Annotated in this window: 16 protein-coding genes and 1 tRNA gene; 5 read left to right on the top strand and 12 right to left on the bottom strand. The window is 66.4% G+C overall.

What is annotated here, in order from left to right; translation table 11 throughout:
• Window positions 1-13: 13 nt before the first annotated feature.
• Window positions 14-319: a DciA family protein gene (locus tag KBC94_RS25410; protein ID WP_294377041.1), complete on the bottom strand. Its 306-nt coding sequence runs from the start codon at window positions 317-319 to the stop codon at window positions 14-16.
• 178 nt (window positions 320-497) lie between these two features.
• Between KBC94_RS25410 and secA the strand changes: the two genes are divergently transcribed.
• The 4 genes from secA to KBC94_RS25390 all read left to right on the top strand — a co-directional run bounded on the left by secA (window position 498) and on the right by KBC94_RS25390 (window position 5,955).
• Complete coding sequence (gene secA / locus KBC94_RS25405; protein ID WP_294377039.1) at window positions 498-3,272, top strand: preprotein translocase subunit SecA; 2,775 nt, start codon at window positions 498-500, stop codon at window positions 3,270-3,272.
• Window positions 3,273-3,372: 100 nt separating this feature from the next.
• Window positions 3,373-4,599 carry a bifunctional glutamate N-acetyltransferase/amino-acid acetyltransferase ArgJ gene (gene argJ, locus KBC94_RS25400; protein WP_294377037.1) on the top strand — a complete coding sequence of 409 codons (1,227 nt, stop codon included), beginning with the start codon at window positions 3,373-3,375 and terminating at the stop codon, window positions 4,597-4,599.
• 34 nt (window positions 4,600-4,633) lie between these two features.
• A complete protein-coding gene (locus KBC94_RS25395) occupies window positions 4,634-5,509 on the top strand; it encodes an ATP-binding protein (RefSeq protein ID WP_294377035.1) in 876 nt (291 codons plus the stop codon).
• Entirely contained in the window at window positions 5,506-5,955 is a 450-nt protein-coding gene (locus KBC94_RS25390) for an NUDIX domain-containing protein (RefSeq protein ID WP_294377032.1), read from the top strand. Before KBC94_RS25395 ends, KBC94_RS25390 begins: the two co-directional genes overlap by 4 nt.
• Before the next feature lie 85 nt (window positions 5,956-6,040).
• Here the strand turns inward: KBC94_RS25390 and KBC94_RS25385 are convergent, their stop codons facing one another.
• From KBC94_RS25385 to KBC94_RS25335, 11 genes are all read right to left on the bottom strand, one after another.
• Entirely contained in the window at window positions 6,041-6,259 is a 219-nt protein-coding gene (locus tag KBC94_RS25385) for a DNA gyrase inhibitor YacG (protein ID WP_234197724.1), read from the bottom strand.
• A gap of 19 nt (window positions 6,260-6,278) precedes the next feature.
• Window positions 6,279-7,034 carry a cell division protein ZapD gene (zapD, locus tag KBC94_RS25380; RefSeq protein WP_294377021.1) on the bottom strand — a complete coding sequence of 252 codons (756 nt, stop codon included), beginning with the start codon at window positions 7,032-7,034 and terminating at the stop codon, window positions 6,279-6,281.
• Between the two features lie 69 nt (window positions 7,035-7,103).
• A complete protein-coding gene (locus tag KBC94_RS25375) occupies window positions 7,104-8,111 on the bottom strand; it encodes a hypothetical protein (protein WP_294377018.1) in 1,008 nt (335 codons plus the stop codon).
• A gap of 8 nt (window positions 8,112-8,119) precedes the next feature.
• Entirely contained in the window at window positions 8,120-9,142 is a 1,023-nt protein-coding gene (locus tag KBC94_RS25370) for a hypothetical protein (RefSeq protein WP_294377014.1), read from the bottom strand.
• 13 nt (window positions 9,143-9,155) lie between these two features.
• Window positions 9,156-10,646, bottom strand: coding sequence for an MBOAT family protein (locus tag KBC94_RS25365; RefSeq protein WP_294377011.1), 1,491 nt, complete (start codon window positions 10,644-10,646; stop codon window positions 9,156-9,158).
• Window positions 10,647-10,761: 115 nt separating this feature from the next.
• Window positions 10,762-11,367, bottom strand: a complete 606-nt coding sequence (coaE, locus tag KBC94_RS25360) for a dephospho-CoA kinase (protein ID WP_294377008.1) — start codon at window positions 11,365-11,367, stop codon at window positions 10,762-10,764.
• A gap of 7 nt (window positions 11,368-11,374) precedes the next feature.
• Window positions 11,375-12,328 carry an A24 family peptidase gene (locus KBC94_RS25355; protein ID WP_294377005.1) on the bottom strand — a complete coding sequence of 318 codons (954 nt, stop codon included), beginning with the start codon at window positions 12,326-12,328 and terminating at the stop codon, window positions 11,375-11,377.
• A complete protein-coding gene (locus KBC94_RS25350; protein ID WP_234197718.1) occupies window positions 12,328-13,566 on the bottom strand; it encodes a type II secretion system F family protein in 1,239 nt (412 codons plus the stop codon). The genes KBC94_RS25355 and KBC94_RS25350 overlap by 1 nt, the downstream gene beginning before the upstream one ends.
• A 28-nt stretch (window positions 13,567-13,594) precedes the next feature.
• The gene (gene pilB, locus KBC94_RS25345; RefSeq protein WP_294376999.1) at window positions 13,595-15,328 is read right to left on the bottom strand and encodes a type IV-A pilus assembly ATPase PilB; all 1,734 of its coding nucleotides are present in this window, start codon (window positions 15,326-15,328) and stop codon (window positions 13,595-13,597) included.
• 190 nt (window positions 15,329-15,518) lie between these two features.
• A tRNA-Pro gene (locus KBC94_RS25340) sits at window positions 15,519-15,595 on the bottom strand.
• 25 nt (window positions 15,596-15,620) lie between these two features.
• Window positions 15,621-16,550 carry a polyprenyl synthetase family protein gene (locus KBC94_RS25335; protein WP_294376996.1) on the bottom strand — a complete coding sequence of 310 codons (930 nt, stop codon included), beginning with the start codon at window positions 16,548-16,550 and terminating at the stop codon, window positions 15,621-15,623.
• 236 nt (window positions 16,551-16,786) lie between these two features.
• Here KBC94_RS25335 and rplU point away from each other — a divergent pair, with 236 nt between their 5' ends.
• The gene (gene rplU / locus KBC94_RS25330; protein WP_017761189.1) at window positions 16,787-17,098 is read left to right on the top strand and encodes a 50S ribosomal protein L21; all 312 of its coding nucleotides are present in this window, start codon (window positions 16,787-16,789) and stop codon (window positions 17,096-17,098) included.
• The last annotated feature ends 15 nt before the right edge of the window (window positions 17,099-17,113 follow it).

Genomic DNA, 17,113 nt, shown 5'->3' with positions numbered 1-17,113 from the left:
AACCGAGAGTCCATCAACTCGCCGTCGATATCTTGATCCGAATCGCCGTGGTCTCCCAGCCGTGGGAGCGCAGATGCGCCAGCAGCATCGGCACCATCTGCCGCAGTTTCGCCGCCACCGCACTGCCTTTGACAAGCAGGCACCAACTGCCGTCCTCCAACGGCCCCGCCTGCAGCGTCGCGAACATCGCCGGTGGAACCAGCGGCTGGATGGCCTTGAGCCGCGCCTGGCTGGCTCGAACCCGGGACAGCAGCCCCGACAACGTGGGCGAATCCTCGGTGGCTTGAAGCAAGGTGATGGCGTGGGAACGTCGGGTCATGGACAGGCTCTAAAATGCCCTGTTCACCGGCCCCAGGGCTGGTGAGGCATGTCGCGGGATGGCGTGGCGGGTCTTCTCTTGGAAGGCTGGTCGGCGCCCCCAACTCGTCCACTATCTTAGGCTTTCCGACCCGCCGTTTCTCGAGGCAGCCTCGAAGCGCGCGCCGATATCGCATCCAATGGCCACGAACTTCCTCACCCGCCTATTCGGCAGCCGCAACGACCGCCTCCTGAAGCAGTATCGAAAGAACGCAGAGCGCGTGAACGCGCTGGAGCCACAGTTCGAGAAGCTCGACGACGATGCGCTGCGGGGCAAGACGCAGGAGTTCAAGGAGCGGCTCGCCAAGGGCGAGCTGCTGGACGATCTGCTGCCTGAGGCCTTCGCCACGGTGCGGGAGGCCTCGAAGCGCGTGATGAAGATGCGGCATTTCGACGTGCAGCTCATTGGTGGCATGGCCCTTCACCAGGGCAAGATCGCCGAGATGCGCACGGGCGAAGGCAAGACGCTTACCGCAACGCTGCCGGTCTACCTGAACGCGCTCACTGGCAAGGGCGTGCATGTGGTCACGGTGAACGACTATCTGGCCAGCCGCGATGCGACCTGGATGGGGCGCCTGTACAACTTCCTCGGACTGACGGTGGGCATCAACCTGCCCAACATGCCCAAGGAGGAGAAGCAGGCGGCGTATGGCTCGGACATCACCTACGGCACCAACAACGAGTACGGTTTCGACTACCTGCGCGACAACATGGTCTACGAGCCGACCGACCGTGTACAGCGGGGGCTCAACTACGCCATCGTCGACGAGGTGGACTCCATCCTGATCGATGAAGCGCGTACGCCGCTGATCATCAGTGGCCAGGCCGAAGACCATACGCAGATGTACCTGACCATCAACCAGGTCGCGCCTCTGCTGACCCGCCAGGAGGGCGAAGAGGATCCCCGCACTGGCGAGGGCATCACCAAGCCTGGCGACTTCACAGTCGACGAGAAGGCGCACCAGATCTTCCTGACCGAAGATGGCCACGAGAAGGCCGAGCAACTGCTGAGCCAGGCCGGCCTGCTTCCGGACGGCGCGTCGCTGTACGACCCGGCCAACATCACGCTGATGCACCATCTGAACGCCGCGCTGCGTGCACGGCACCTGTACCACCGTGACCAGCATTACGTGGTGCAGGAGGGCGAAGTGGTCATCGTCGACGAATTCACCGGCCGCCTGATGAGCGGCCGCCGCTGGAGCGACGGCCTGCACCAGGCCGTGGAAGCCAAGGAAGGCGTGGAGATCCAGGCCGAGAACCAGACGCTGGCCTCAATCACCTTCCAGAACTATTTCCGCCTGTACGGCAAGCTCGCGGGCATGACCGGCACGGCCGACACCGAGGCCTACGAGTTCCAGGAGATCTACGGGCTCGAGACGGTCATCATCCCGCCCAACCGGCCGAGCAAGCGCGACGACCAGCTCGACCGCGTCTACAAGACCACGCGCGAGAAGTACGAGGCGGCCATCGGCGACATCCGCGAATGCCACGAGCGCGGCCAGCCAGTGCTGGTGGGCACCTCGTCGATCGAGAACTCGGAAATCATCTCCGGGCTGCTCACCCAGGCAGGCCTGCCTCATCAGGTGCTCAACGCGAAGCAGCACGCCCGCGAGGCGGACATCATTGCCCAGGCCGGCCGGCCCAAGATGATCACCATCGCCACCAACATGGCAGGCCGCGGCACCGATATCGTGCTGGGCGGCAATGTGGAGAAGCTGGTCGAGGCCGTGGAGGCCGACGAATCGCTGGATGCCGCGACCAAGCAGGCGCGCATCGACGAACTGCGCGAAGGCTGGAAGGCGGAGCACGAGTTTGTGCGCTCGCTGGGCGGCCTGCGCATCATCGCCACCGAGCGCCACGAGTCCCGCCGAATCGACAACCAGCTGCGCGGCCGTTCGGGCCGCCAGGGTGATCCCGGCTCCTCTCGCTTCTACCTGAGCCTGGACGACCAGCTGATGCGCATCTTCGCGGGCGACCGCGTGCGCGCCATCATGGACCGCCTGAAGATGCCGGACGGCGAAGCGATCGAGGCCGGCATCGTGACGCGCAGCATCGAGAGCGCGCAGCGCAAGGTCGAGGCGCGCAACTTCGACGTCCGCAAGCAGCTGCTCGAATACGACGACGTGGCCAACGACCAGCGGAAGGTCATCTACCAGCAGCGCAACGAGATCCTGGACGCCACCGAACTCGGCGCCCAGATCGACGCGCTGCGCGAGGGCTGCTTCACCGACCTGGTCCGCCAGTACGTGCCGGCCGAGTCGGTGGAAGAGCAGTGGGACCTGCCGGGTCTGGAGCGTGCCCTGGCGGCGGACTGGGGCCTCGAACTGCCGCTGGTGCAGGAAGTCGAGGGCGCCGCTGCCATGACCGACGAGGACATCGTCGAGCGCGTGGTCAAGGCGGCCAACGAGGCCTACGAAGCCAAGGTCGCCCTCGTCGGCCGCGAGCAATTCACGCAGTTCGAGCGCATGGTGCTGCTGCAGGCCATGGACAGCAACTGGCGCGAGCATCTGTCCTCGCTCGACTACCTGCGCCAGGGCATCCACCTGCGCGGCTACGCGCAGAAGCAGCCCAAGCAGGAATACAAGCGCGAGGCCTTCGAGCTCTTCGGGCAACTGCTCGACACGGTCAAGAACGAAGTGACGCGGCAGCTGATGTTGGTGCGCATCCAGTCGGCCGAGCAGATCGAGCAGGCCGCCGACGATCTGGAAAGCCGCGCCGAGGCCATCTCCAACCTCACCTACACCGCGCCGACCGAGACGGGCGAACCAGAGGTGCGCAGCACTGCCGCGGCCAGCCCCACGGCAGCCGCAGCGGCCGTGGCCGCCGCCGTCGCTGCCGGCCGCGTGGGCCGCAACGATCCCTGCCCCTGCGGCAGCGGCAAGAAGTACAAGCAATGCCACGGCAAGCTGAGCTGATCGCCGGCTGAGCCTTCGCCTTTGCACCCCGGCGCCGGCCGTCATCGGCACGGCACCGGGGCGCCGCCCAATCTGCGTCCGAGATTTTTCAGGAAACCCCATGCCCGTGAACCTGACCGCCCCCGATCCCGCTCAACTGCACCCGGTGCCGGGTGTGCGTATCGGCGTCACCGAAGCCGGCGTGCGCAAGGCCAATCGCAAGGACCTGACCGTATTCCTGCTCGACGAGGGCAGTGCCGTGGGTGGCGTGTTCACGCAGAACCGCTTCTGCGCCGCTCCGGTGCAGGTCTGCCGCGAGCACTTGGCCGCGGGTTTCGGCGTCCGCGCGCTGGTGATCAACACCGGCAATGCCAACGCCGGCACCGGCGAGGATGGCCTGGTGCGTGCGCGCTCCACCTGCATCGCCCTGGCCCGCCTGCTGGAGGTGGCGCCTGAGCAGATCCTGCCCTTTTCCACCGGCGTGATCATGGAGACGCTCCCCAACGACCGCATCGCCGCAGGCTTGCCCGCCGCGCTGGACGACGCATCGGAGGCGCACTGGGGCCGCGCCGCTGAAGGAATCATGACCACCGACACCGTGCCGAAGGCCTTCAGCCGTCAGGTCGCGCTGGGCGGTGCCACCGTCACCATCACTGGCATCAGCAAGGGGGCCGGCATGATCCGCCCGAACATGGCGACCATGCTGGGCTTCCTGGCCACCGATGCGCGCATCGCGCCGGCGCTGCTGCAGCCGCTGGCCCGCACGCTGGCCGAAGGCTCCTTCAACCGCGTCACCATCGACGGCGACACTTCCACCAACGATTCCTTCGTCGTCATCGCCACGGGCAAGACCGGCCCGGCCATCGACGCGCTGGACAGTGCCGATGGCCAGGCCTTGCTGGCGGCCATGCAGGCGGTCGCGCGCGACCTGGCCCAGGCCATCGTGCGTGATGGCGAGGGAGCGACCAAGTTCATCACCGTGCAGGTGGAAGGCGGCCGCGACGCCGCCGAATGCCGGCAGGCGGCCTATGCCGTGGCGCATTCGCCCCTGGTCAAGACGGCCTTCTTCGCCAGCGACCCGAACCTGGGCCGCATCCTTGCGGCCGTGGGCTATGCCGGCATTGCCGACCTGGACCAGACGCGCATCGAGCTGCACCTGGACGATGTGCATGTGGTCACACGTGGCGGCCGTCATCCCGACTACCGCGAAGAAGACGGCCAGCGCGTGATGAAGAAAAGCGAGATCGTCGTGCGCATCGGCCTGGGCCGCGGCGAGGCCAGCGACACGGTCTGGACCTGCGACCTCAGCCACGACTACGTCTCCATCAACGCGGACTACCGCTCCTGAGAAGGCGCGGGCCCCGCGCCCGCCGCATGCCGCCATGAACGAGAAATTCGAGCGCCTGATCGAACGGGCCGAGCAGTTGATCGACCGCATCGAGTCCGTGCTGCCCCAGGCACTGGGCGCGCCGCCCGACTGGAACGCCGCCATCGCCTGGCGCTACCGCCGCCGCAGTTCCGGCCATGGCCGGCTGGAGCCGGTGCGCCACGTGGCGGCGATGGCGCTCTCCGATCTCAAGGAGATCGACGGCCAGAAGGAAAAGATCGAGCGCAACACCCGCCAGTTCATCGAGGGCCGCCCCGCCAACAACGTGCTGCTGACCGGCGCGCGCGGTACGGGAAAGTCCTCGCTGGTGCGGGCCTGCCTGCATGAGTTCGCGCCGCGAGGCCTGCGCCTGATCGAGGTCGACAAGGCGGACCTGACCGACCTGCCCGACATCGTCGAGGTGGTTTCCGGCCGGCCGGAGAAGTTCATCATCTTCAGCGACGACTTGAGCTTCGACGAGGGCGAGCCGGACTACAAGGCGCTCAAGTCCATCCTCGACGGCTCGGTGGCCGCGGCCACGCCCAATGTGCTGATCTACGCGACCAGCAATCGGCGCCATCTGCTGCCCGAGTACATGAAGGAGAACCTCAGCTACACGCACACGGAGGACGGTGAAGTCCATCCCGGCGAGGTGGTGGAAGAGAAGATCTCGCTGTCCGAGCGCTTCGGCCTGTGGGTGAGCTTCTATCCCTTTTCGCAGGCCGAGTACCTGGCGATCGTGGCGCAGTGGCTGTCGTCCTTCGGTCTGGACGCTGCCGCCATCGAGTCGGCGCGGCCCCAGGCGCTCGTGTGGGCACTGGAGCGGGGCTCGCGCAGTGGCCGGGTGGCCTACCAGTTCTCCCGCGACTTCGCGGGGCGGATGGCGGCATGACGGAAGTCGCCCCTTCCACCGCGCCCCGCAAGCACACCGAAGTGGCTGTCGGTGTGCTCATCGCTGTGGACGGCGCGCTGCTGCTGTCCACGCGCCCTGACGGCAAGCCCTATGCGGGCTACTGGGAGTTCCCCGGCGGCAAGATCGAAGCCGGCGAAACGGTCGAAGAGGCGCTGCGTCGGGAGCTGCAAGAGGAACTGGGCATCACCATCGACGGCGCCGAGGTCTGGCGCGTGACCGAGCACGACTATCCGCATGCGCTGGTGCGGCTGCACTGGTGCAAGGTGTTCAGCTGGTCCGGCGAGTTCGAGATGCGTGAAGGCCAGACGATGTGCTGGCAGCAGCTGCCGCTGACGGTGATGCCGGTGCTGCCCGGCGCCATGCCGGTGCTGCAGTGGCTGGCGGAGGAGCGGGGGATCGTGGGTCCGGTGCTCGCCGGCGGCTGAGGCAACATCCCTCAGGCTGGGCGTCGCCTCCCGGCTGCTGCGAATGTGCCGAGTGACCAGCCTTCCGCGGCCAGGCGACCTTCTCTCAGCTTTGCAGGCGCGGATCCCCGAAGGGCTCGTCGTCGGGCGGCGCCTCGGTCGGCATGCGGAACTGCTCGCTGGCCCACGCCCCCAGGTCGATGCCCTTGCACCGTGCGCTGCAGAACGGGCGGAAGCGGTTCTCTGGCGCATAGACGCTGTCCTGCCCGCAGGCGGGGCAGGGCACCAGGCGAACAGCAGGCTTCTTCTTTGGGTCGGAACTCATCGGAACGGCAGGGCGCCCTTCAGGCGCACAGAGTGAGCTCGAACGGCGCGTCGTCGATGCTGGGTTGCAGATGGCCCTGCTCATCCTGCCGCATCAGCCGCACAGAGACCATCAAGCGATTGCCGCTGATCTCCGGCACCACATCGAGCGACGGGTCGATACGCAGGCGGAGCAACTGGAAGCTGCGGCTCTGCGGCAGCGTCTGCTGGAACTGCCCACGCGTGGCCATCACCCGGCAGGGCATGTCGGCATCGCGCAGCAGCTTGAGCAGCAGATAGACGGCCTCGGCCAGCGGCGACAGGCTCGCGGCCCATTGCTGCAGGTCGGCCCGACGCTGGGCGGCACTGCGGTGCTGCCAGGCGTGATAGGCGGGCAGGTCGAATTCGCAGGTGCCGGCAGGAATGCCCGCTCGGCTGCGGATGCTCATCAGCCACTCGTTCTCGGCCAGCGTCTGGCCCGCCTTGCCGCTTGCGCTGTTGAGCGACTGGAAGGCACGGTCCAGCTGCAACACGAATGCGTCGAGCAACGACTCCTGGATGGCGGGATTGCCGCGGTAGCCGTTGAACACCGCCTTCTGCTTGTCCAGGTCTCGCAGCGCCTCGGACTTGAGGTCGGCGCGGCCCGCCACGTCCATGATGTCGAACATGGTGAGCAACGCGAAATGATGATGCAGCGCCGAGTCCGATGGCACCAGTTCGCCCAGGCGACGGAACAGGTGCTCGAGCCGAAGGTAGGTCCGGATGCGCTCGTTGAAGGGATATTCGTAGAGGATCACGTCTCTGTGGGGCTCCTTCGCGACATCATAGTTGCCGCGATGCCACATGCGTGTCCGGTTCCCAATGTTTCACGGGGCCTTGGCGACACCCAGTCGCGCCTGCACTTCCTTGAGCATGATGTCCCCCAACGCATACTGCCCGTGCATGGAGAAGTGCGTGTCGTTGGGAAAGTAGAGGTCGCGCACCTGGTGCCGTGCGGATTGCGCATAGGCAAACAGGTCGGGGCCGAGGCCGCTCGGCCGGAAGCGAGCGAGGAAGGCGTCGGAGTAGGACGGGTCCAGGTAGACGGTCGTCTTGTTGGGAATGACCATCCACAAGATGGGGATCGGTTGCGAGCGCGTGAAGCTGACCATGTGCTCGAAGGTCCGCGCCGTCAGCGGGCCGTTGGTCAGATCTTCTTTGAAGAAGAGCGCGCGCTCGCACAGGTGGTGCGAGAACTGCTTGCAGCCATCGGGCACGAAGCGCACTTGGGTGTCGTCGCCGAATTGCAGGTCGGTGTGCGACTTGTGCACCGCCTTCATGTTGCGGTAGGTGATCAGGCCGGTTGTCAGTTTGGCGCTCCAGTTCAGGCCCAGGTCCGGCACCCCGACCAAGGGACGGATGAAGGGCTCGGCCTTCACATCGGGCGGCTTCTTGCCCATGGTGGCGCAACTGTCGCTCTTGCGTACGCGCTCGTCGAGCAGGCGCTCGACGCTTTCGGCGATGACCAGGCGACCGCGGAAGCCCGCGCGCTGAAGCCACTGAGAGAAGTCGCCGCACAGGTAGCCCACCTGGCCCCAGTAGATGGTGGAGACCTTGTAGCCGGCGCGAACCAGCGTCGACTGCCAGTACAGGGTCATCGAAAAGCTGTCCCCCACCACCACGATGTCGGCATCGCTCAGTGGCGAGGACTTCAACGACTCGGCGGGAGGTGCGGGCGGCGCGGGCTGCTGCCAGCCGAACTCCGCGTCCGACAGCCGGCCGATGCGGGTCAGATCGCCATAGGGGACCGGCGTGAACAGCGTCAGCACCAGCAGGACGCTGACGACGACGAAGCCGACGAGAAAGGTGCGAAGCCAGATCGCTGCGTAATTCATGAACGCTGTCAGGGAAGAGGTTCCAGCCCGGCCGCCCGCACGGCGTCGACCATGCGGCTGCCGAAATAGAGCTGGCCTTGCATCGACCAGTGCGTGTCGTTGGGCCAGTAGAGGTCGATGATGCGCAGGCGCTGTTCCTGGGCCATCGCGAAGAGGTCGGGGCCCACGCCCAGGGCGTTGCTGCGGGCCACGAAGGCGCTGGCGTTGGAGATGTCGAGGTAGACGGTGGTCTTGTTGGGCACCACCATCCACATGACCTTCACCGGCGCCGCCCGGCGCGTCAGGGTGGCCATGAAATCGGCATCGCGGGGTTGCAGCTCGCGGTTGGTCCGATCGGCCGTGAGAAACAGGCTCTTGTCGCAGACGCGGCTGCTGAACTGCCTGCAGCCATCGGCCACCGGGCTGGAGAAGATGTAGTCGCCGAAGCGCTCGTGTTCCACGTCCACCACGCCATCCGTCTTCACGATCTGGCGCGTGTTGAGGTAGGTGATGAGGCCGGTGGTCAGGGGCGACTCCCAGTTGAGCCGGAAGCCCGGGGCCGGTTGGGCCGGGCTCTGCGTGGGCACGGGCAGCGCCTTGAGCGGGCGGCGGATCATGGTCTCGCAACCCTGGGCCTGCTCCAGGCGTTCGGGCAGCAGCCGCTCGATGCTCTCGAGGATGACCAGCCGGCCCTTGAAGCCGATGGACGTCAACCAGGCCGGGAAGTCGGCGCACAGCGGGCCGCTCCGGTCCCAGTGCGTGGTCGCCACCTTGTAGCCCGCTGCGACCAGGGGCGACTGCCAGGCGTAGTACATCGAGAAGCTGTCGCCGATGACCAGGATGTCCGCGTCGGCCGGTTCCCATCCACGGACATGGGCCATGGGGATCTCCGGTGGCACGGACCGCCAGCCGAAGGCGTCCTCGGAGACGCGGCCGATGCGCGTGAGGCCGCCTTCGGCCGGCTGCGTGAACAGGGTGACCAGGAACAGCGCGACGATGACCGCAAAACCGGTCATGAAGACGCCGAGCCAGGTCCGCGCGGGCTTGTGCATCACTGCCGCTTCGTCAGAACTGGAAGTACAGGAAGGGGCTGTAGGTGCCCAGTCGCGAGATGGACATGCCCAGCAGCAGCACGGTCACGGCGGCCGTGACCACGGTGGCGAGGCCGGCCAGTCGGGGACGGCCGGCCAGGGCCGGGACCACCGGCACCCAGCGCTGCAGGCTGATGGTGGGCGGCAGGGCCAGGCAGATGAAAAGGCCCAGGAACATGGTCTGGAAGAACTCGGGCTTGCGGTAGGGGATGGTGAACTCGGAGAAGGCGGACATCGAGACGCCGTTGAGCCCCAGCATGCCCTTGTAGAGGTGCATGGCGGTGGTCATGCTGTCGGCGCGGAACACCACCCAGGCGACCATCACGCACAGGAAGGTCAGCAGCCAGCGCAGCGGCAGGGTCCACCTGCTCGGCGGCCGGTTGCGCCGAACCTTGGCGTTCCAGAGATGGTTGATGGTGAGGTAGATGCCGTGCAGCGCACCCCACAGCACGAAGGTCCAGGCGGCGCCGTGCCACAGGCCGCCCAGCAGCATGGTCAGGAAGAGGTTGAGGTAGCGTCGTGCTTCGCCCTTGCGGTTGCCACCGAGCGGGATGTAGAGGTAGTCGCGCAGGAAGGTCGACAGCGAGATGTGCCACCGGCGCCAGAACTCGATGATGCTGGTCGACTTGTAGGGCGAAGCGAAGTTGAGCGGCAGGTTCACGCCCATGCACAGCGCGATGCCCACTGCCATGTCGGAGTAGCCGGAGAAGTCGAAGTAGATCTGCAGCGTATAGGCGAGCACCCCGAACCAAGCGCTGATCAGGGTCGGGATGGTGCCGCCCTGCACGCCGTGGAAGACCATGTCCGCGTACTCGCCCATGCGGTCCGCGATCAGCAGCTTCTTGGCGAGGCCGAAGCTGAAGATGGCCAGTCCAAGTGCGAGCTTGTTGGTGTCCACGCGGTAGGTCGCCGGGTTGGCGAACTGCGGCATCATCTGCGCGTGGTGCAGCACCGGGCCCGCGATCAGGTGCGGGAAGTAGGTCACGAACAGCACGTAGTGCACGAAGCTGCGTTCGCGCACCTTGCCCTGCCAGCAGTCCACCAGGAAGGCGATCTGCGTGAAGGTGTAGAAGGAGATGCCGATGGGCAGCGCCACATGCAGCATCGGCAGGGGTGCGATGCCCGCCTCGCCCAGGGCCTCGTTCACGTTGCCGATGAAGAAGTCCGCGTACTTGAAGACACCCAGCAGCGTCAGGTTCACGGTCAGCGCCAGCACCAGCATGCGCTTGCGTGCGCGGTCGCTGCGGCCCTCCTGCGGCGTGAGCTGCAGGCCGAACCAGTAGTTCATGCAGATGGAAGCCAGCAGCAGGGGCAGGGCCTTCACACTCCACCAGCCGTAGAAGAAGAGCGACGCCAGCGCCAGGAAGCCCGCCGCTGCCCGCGTGTTGCGCCATCCGATCAGGAAGAAGCCCGCCAGCACCAGCGGGAAGAAGACGAAGATGAACGCGTAGGAATTGAAAAGCATCGGGGATGGGGCTTCTTGTGCGCCGGTTTCGGCGGGGCCGTACGAGGTCCTGCGCGTGTCTCTGCGTTGTGATGCCCGCCCCAGGGTGGGCGGGTCGCGAAGGAGCAGCGCGGGATTATCGCAAGCCCGGCCTGACCCAACGCTGCCACAACGACTGGACGCATAGAGCGAGGGCATCCATGCCGAGTTCCTCGTTGTGGATCACGGCGTCGGCCGCCGCCCGCCGCTGGGCGCGCGACGCCTGCTGCGCGATCACGGCGCGCACAGTCTCCTCCGGCCAGCCGGAGCGGGCCATGACGCGGCGCACCTGGACGTCTTCGGACGCATCGACCACGAGCACACGATTCACCAGGGCGCGCCAGCGACCGGACTCCACCAGCAGCGGGACGTCAAAAACGAGCATGGGCAGGTCGCCGTGTTCACGCGCCTGACGCTCGCATTCCTCGCCGATCAGTGGATGGAGCACGCCCTGCAGGCGGTGGCGGACGTCGGGGTTGCCGAAGGCGAGTTCGCGCATCCGGGCCCGGTCGAGGCTGCCGTCGGGGGCCGCCATTTCGGGCCCGAAGGCCTCCACGATGGCGGGCATGGCCCGCCCGCCCGGCGTCGTCAGCTGGCGCGCGATGGCGTCGGTGTCGACCAGGCCTGCGCCCAGCGCCTGCAGTTGGGCGGCGACGGTGCTCTTGCCGCTGCCGATGCCGCCGGTGAGGCCGATGCGCAGCATGGCCGACTCAGAAGCCCAGGGGGAAGGCGAAGGGAAGCCAGTCGCGCACGGTGGCTGGCCCGACGATCAGGCAGAGCAGGCCCGCGCCCGCCAGGAAGGGGCCGAAAGACAGGGGCACATGCCGGTTGGCCAGGCGGCCCACCAGCAGCAGCACGACGCCCAGCACGGCGCCCACCAGCGAGGACACGAGGATGATGGCCAGCAGGAAGGGGGCGCCCAGCCAGGCGCCCAGGGCGGCCAGCAGCTTGAAGTCGCCAAAGCCCATGCCCTCCTTGCCGGTGGCGGCCCGGTAGAGCCGATAGACGATCCAGAGGCTCAGATAGCCGAAGATGGCGCCCCAGATGGCCGAGGTGGGCGAAACCCCGGTCAGCCCATAGGCTGCCCCCGCCAGGCCCAGCCACAGCAGCAGGTAGTTGAGCGAGTCCGGCAGAAGTTGGGTGTCAAGGTCGATGACGAACTGGCAGACGAGGATCGCGCAAAACGTCGCCCAGAGGCCTGCGACCGGCGTCATGCCGAAGCGCCATGCGCACAGCGCGAACAGCGCGCCAGTGACCAGTTCGACCGCCGGGTAGCGCAGGCCGATCGGCGCCTTGCAGGCGCTGCAGCGGCCCCCCAGCACCAGCCAGCTCAGCAGCGGGATGTTTTCGTACCACCGGATCTCGTGGCCGCAGTGGCCGCAGCGCGATCCCGGTCGCGCGAGCGTGAGTGGTGGCAGCGCATCGACCTGGTCGAGCGCGGTCTGGGCATCCTGCTCGAGACGGCCGGGGGGCTTGGTGTCTTTGCCGAAGACCAGTTCCCACAGGCTGGGAATGCCGGGTTGGGGCGCCAGGTTGGCCGTGGCATCCACGAGCCAGCCGCGGTACATCATGCACGGCAGGCGATGGATCACCACGTTGAGGAAGCTGCCGACGACGAGGCCCAGCAGGCCGCCTGCCGCGGCATCCAGGAACGCCGGCGCCATCAGACGACCTGGCCCAGCTTGAAGATCGGCAGGTACATCGACACGACGATGCCCCCGATCACCACTCCCAACACAACGATGATGATCGGCTCCATCAGGCTCGACAGGCCCGCCACCATGGCGTCGACCTCCTGCTCGTAGAAGTCGGCGGCCTTCCCCAGCATGTGGTCGATGGAGCCGGACTCCTCGCCGATGGCCGTCATCTGCAGCACCATGGGCGGGAACAGGTTCGCGCCCGTCATGGCCGTCGTCAGGCTGGTGCCCGTGGACACCTCCTGCTGAATGCGGGTGGTGGCCTTCGCATACACCGAGTTGCCTGATGCGCCACCCACCGAGTCGAGCGCCTCCACCAGCGGGACGCCAGCGGCGAACATGGTCGACAGCGTGCGCGTCCAGCGCGCCACGCAGGACTTGTCGATGAGCGCGCCGAAGATCGGCAGGCGCAGCAGCAGGCGGTCCATGCCTTCCTGGAATTTCTCGTTGCGCTTCCAGGCCTGCATGAGGAAGTAGCCGCCCGCGATCAGCACCCCGAAGATCAACCACCAGTAGCCCACGAAGAATTCGCTCATGGCGATGACGAACAGCGTGGGCGCGGGCAGGTCGGCCCCGAAGGAGGTGAACACCTGCTTGAAGGACGGGATCACGAACAGCATGATGATCGTGACCACGATGAAGGCCACCAGGATCACGGCCGTCGGGTACATCAGCGCCGATTTGATCTTTGACTTGATGGCCTCGGTCTTCTCCATGTAGATGGCCAGGCGGTCGAGCAGTTCTTCCAGGATGCCGGCCGCCTCGCCGGCCTCGATCAGGTTGCAGTAGAGGCTGTTGAAGTACTTGGGATGTTTGCGGAAGGCCGAGGACAGCGAGGTGCCGGTCTCCACGTCGGTGCGGATGTCGTTGAGCAGCCGCGCCATGTTGGGATTGCTGTTGCCGCGGCCCACGATGTCGAAGGACTGCAGCAGCGGCACGCCGGCCTTCATCATCGTCGCCATCTGCCGGGTGAACACGGCCACGTCGCGTGGCTTGATCGCCTTGCCCGAGCGCAGGCGGCGCTTCTTGATCTTGGTGGTCAGCACGCCCTGGCGCCGCAGCGAGGCCTGGACCTGGTTCTCGCCCAGGGCCCGCATCTCGCCCCGGACGGCCTTGCCGTTGCGGTCGCGGCCTTCCCACTCGTAGAGGTGTTCCTTGGCAGAGGTGGGGCGGGTGGGGCTTCGTTTCTGGGCGGCTGTGGCCATGGCAACTCCGTTGGGCGCGCGTCCGAGTCTATTCGTTGGTGACGCCGAGCACCTCTTCGAGCGAGGTCACGCCCTGCATCACCTTCTGCAGACCCGAGCGGCGCAGCGAGCGCACGCCCTCGCGCTCGGACTGGGCGGCGATCTCGAGCGCGCTGCCATCGCGAAGGATGATCTTCTGGATCTCCTCCGAGATCGGCATCACCTGGTAGATGCCGACCCGGCCCTTGTAGCCGCCGCTGCAGGCGGGGCAGCCCACGGGTCGGTAGGGCTTCCAGCTGCCGTCGAGCTCCTCGCGCCGGAAGCCGGCGTCCAGCAGCGCCTGCGGCGGAAGGTCGGCGGGCAGCTTGCACTGCGGGCACAGGCGACGCGCCAGGCGCTGGGCGGTGATCAGGATGACGCTCGACGCGATGTTGAAGGGGGCGATGCCCATGTTGCGCATCCGCGTCAGCGTGGTGGGCGCGTCGTTGGTGTGCAGCGTGGAGAGCACCAGATGGCCGGTCTGCGCGGCCTTGATGGCGATGTCGGCCGTGTCCAGGTCGCGGATCTCGCCGACCATGATGATGTCCGGGTCCTGCCGCAGGAAGGCGCGCAGCGCCGTCGCGAAGGTCAGGCCGGCCTTCTCGTTGACGTTGACCTGGTTGACACCCGGGAGGTTGATCTCGGACGGGTCCTCGGCGGTGGCGATGTTGACGCCCGGCTTGTTCAGCAGGTTCAGGCAGGTGTAGAGCGATACCGTCTTGCCCGAGCCCGTGGGCCCGGTCACCAGGATCATGCCGTAGGGTCGGCCGATGGCGGTGAGCAGGCGCTCCTTTTCGTCTGCGTCGTAGCCGAGCGCGTCGATGCCCAGACGCGCGCTGCTGGGGTCGAGGATCCGGATCACGATTTTCTCGCCGAAGAGCGTGGGCAATGTGCTGACGCGGAAGTCGATCACCCGGTCGGCGCCGATCTTCAGCTTCATCCGGCCGTCCTGCGGGATGCGCTTCTCGGAGATGTCCAGCTTGGAGATCACCTTGATGCGCGAGGCCAGCTTGTCCTTGATGGCCACGGGCGGGCTGGCGATCTCGCGCAGTTCGCCATCCACCCGGAAGCGCACGCGGTAGTTGTGCTCGTAGGGCTCGAAGTGGATGTCGGAGGCGCGCATGGAGAAGGCGTCGAGCAGCATCTTCTGCAGGAAGCGCACCACGGGTGCGTCCTCCACCTCGGAAGAGGCGGCCGTCTCCTGGGCCTCGTCCGGCTCGCCGAGCAGTTCGTCGTACTCGAACTCGCTGCTCGCCAGTTGCTCCAGCGTTTCCGAGGGGGTGGCCGCGCTCGCGTCGACCAGGCGCGACAGCTTGTCGTACTCGGCCACCACCCAGTCCACGCCCAGTTGGGAGGCGAACTTGATCTTTTCTGCCGCCTGCTGATCGGAGGGGTCGGCCGTGGCCACCACCAGCCGATTGCCACGCTTGGCCAACACCACAATGCGGTAGGACTGGCAGAGGCGCACATCCAGCAGCCCCTTGGGCAGTCGCAGCGGATCGACTGCGGCGAGATCGACCAGGGGGGCGGAGAAGCTGATCGCCAGCACATGCGCCAACTCATGCGGAGATACCTGGCCGGTGCCGGTGAGTTCGGCAATGAAACTGCTGCGCGAGGCCAGCGAGCGACGGTAAATCTGCTCGGCGGCTTGCGCGTCCAGGATGCCTGCCGACACCAGGGCGCGTGCCAAACCAGGCAGCGCAACGGAGGCGGTGTCACGAAGCGGTGGGTCGGCAACAGCCATGCGGCGGAAAACGGGAGGTGGGAGCTGGACGGTCAACGGACCATCGTGCCAATGTACATTGGTTGCACAAAAACACATTGTGCAACACGGCTGTAGGCCCTTCGTGTGAGTGCCGGGCGTGGGATTGGACCAACAAAAAAGCCCCACGACGTGGGGCTTTGGTGCCTTGCCCGGTGGGCAAGGATGAATCTGGTCGGGGTGAGAGGATTCGAACCTCCGGCCTCTACGTCCCGAACGTAGCGCTCTACCAGGCTAAGCTACACCCCGTTAATCAGTCTTGCTTCGGTGCCGATCAGGTTCGGCGCTCAAGAAGCTGAGCCGCTAACTGTAGCATACCTTTCGAGTAAATATTGGCCGGGAGCGCGTCGAGCGCGGAAATTGCGCGTTCGGCTTCGCGCGCGGCCGCGGCACGTGTGGCTTCCAATGCGCCGGTTTCCCGCACGACCTGGACCACCTGCGGGAGTTGGGAGACGTCGCCTGTCTCCAGTGCCGTGCGGACGATGGCGGCCTGCGCGGCGTTGCCGCGCTTCATGGCGAGGATGAGTGGCAGCGTGGCCTTGCCTTCCCGGAGATCGTCGCCGACGTTCTTGCCCGTTTCGGCCGCATCGCCCGCGTAGTCGAGCACATCGTCCACCACCTGGAATGCGGTCCCGAGGGCTTGGCCGTAGGTGGCGCACGCTTCTTCCAGATCGCGCGGGGCGCCGGACAGGATCGCCGCCAGCCGGGTGCTGGCCTCGAACAGCTTGGCAGTCTTGGAGCGGATGACCTGCAGGTAGGCCTGCTCGTCCAGCGACGCATCGCCCATGTTCATGAGCTGCAGCACCTCGCCTTCCGCGATGACGTTGGTGGCTTCGGCCAGAACCTCCATCACGCGCATGTCCTGGGCGTCCAGCATCATCTGGAAGGCGCGCGAATAAAGAAAGTCGCCGACGAGCACGCTGGCTGCGTTGCCGAAGGACTCGTTGGCGGTGGGCCGGCCTCGGCGCAGGGTGGACTCGTCCACCACATCGTCGTGCAGCAGCGTCGCGGTATGGATGAACTCGACGACCGCTGCCAGGTTGAAGTGCTGCGTCCCCTCGTAGCCGAGCGCTCGGCTCATCAGCAGAAGCAGGACCGGGCGCAGGCGCTTGCCACCTGCGGCAATGATGTAGCGCGACACTTGGCTCACCAGGGGCACGCCCGTGGACAGGCGGGCGTCGATGACCCGGTCGACCTCGGTCATGTCGCTGGCCACGAGGTCGAGCGCTGCAAAGGTCGGCGGAGGTGGGCTGGCTGTGGTGGAAGACAAGAGAGGTGGCGCGAGGCGCGGTGATCGGTCTTTCGAGCGCCGGAATTATAGGGAGCGGCCAAGGACAGGCCCGTCCTTGGGCTGCCGGGGCGTGCATCTTGTCATTGCCCGTGCTATCATGGAGAGCTTCGCGGAATGAGCCGCGGAGAATCTTTCACAAGAGGTTTCCCATGTACGCGGTCATAAAAACCGGTGGCAAGCAGTATCGCGTTGCCCCCGGCGAGAAAATCAAGGTAGAACAGATTGCTGCGGACGTTGGCCAGGAAATCGTGATCGACCAAGTGCTTGCCGTCAGCGACGGTAGCGCGATCAAGGTCGGCACGCCCCTGGTGTCCGGCGCCACGGTGACGGCCACGGTGCTGTCCCACGGCAAGCATGACAAGGTGCGCATCTTCAAGCTGCGTCGCCGTAAGCATTATCAAAAGCGTCAAGGCCATCGCCAGCAGTTCACCGAGCTGCAGATCGGTGCGATTGCCGGCTAAGCCCAGGAGCAGGAC

It is taken from the genome of Pseudacidovorax sp. (genome assembly GCF_017991995.1).
GTDB lineage: Bacteria > Pseudomonadota > Gammaproteobacteria > Burkholderiales > Burkholderiaceae_C > Xenophilus.
Note: the sequence above shows the minus strand (reverse complement) of the source record. Positions and strands in the feature narration are given on the sequence as shown.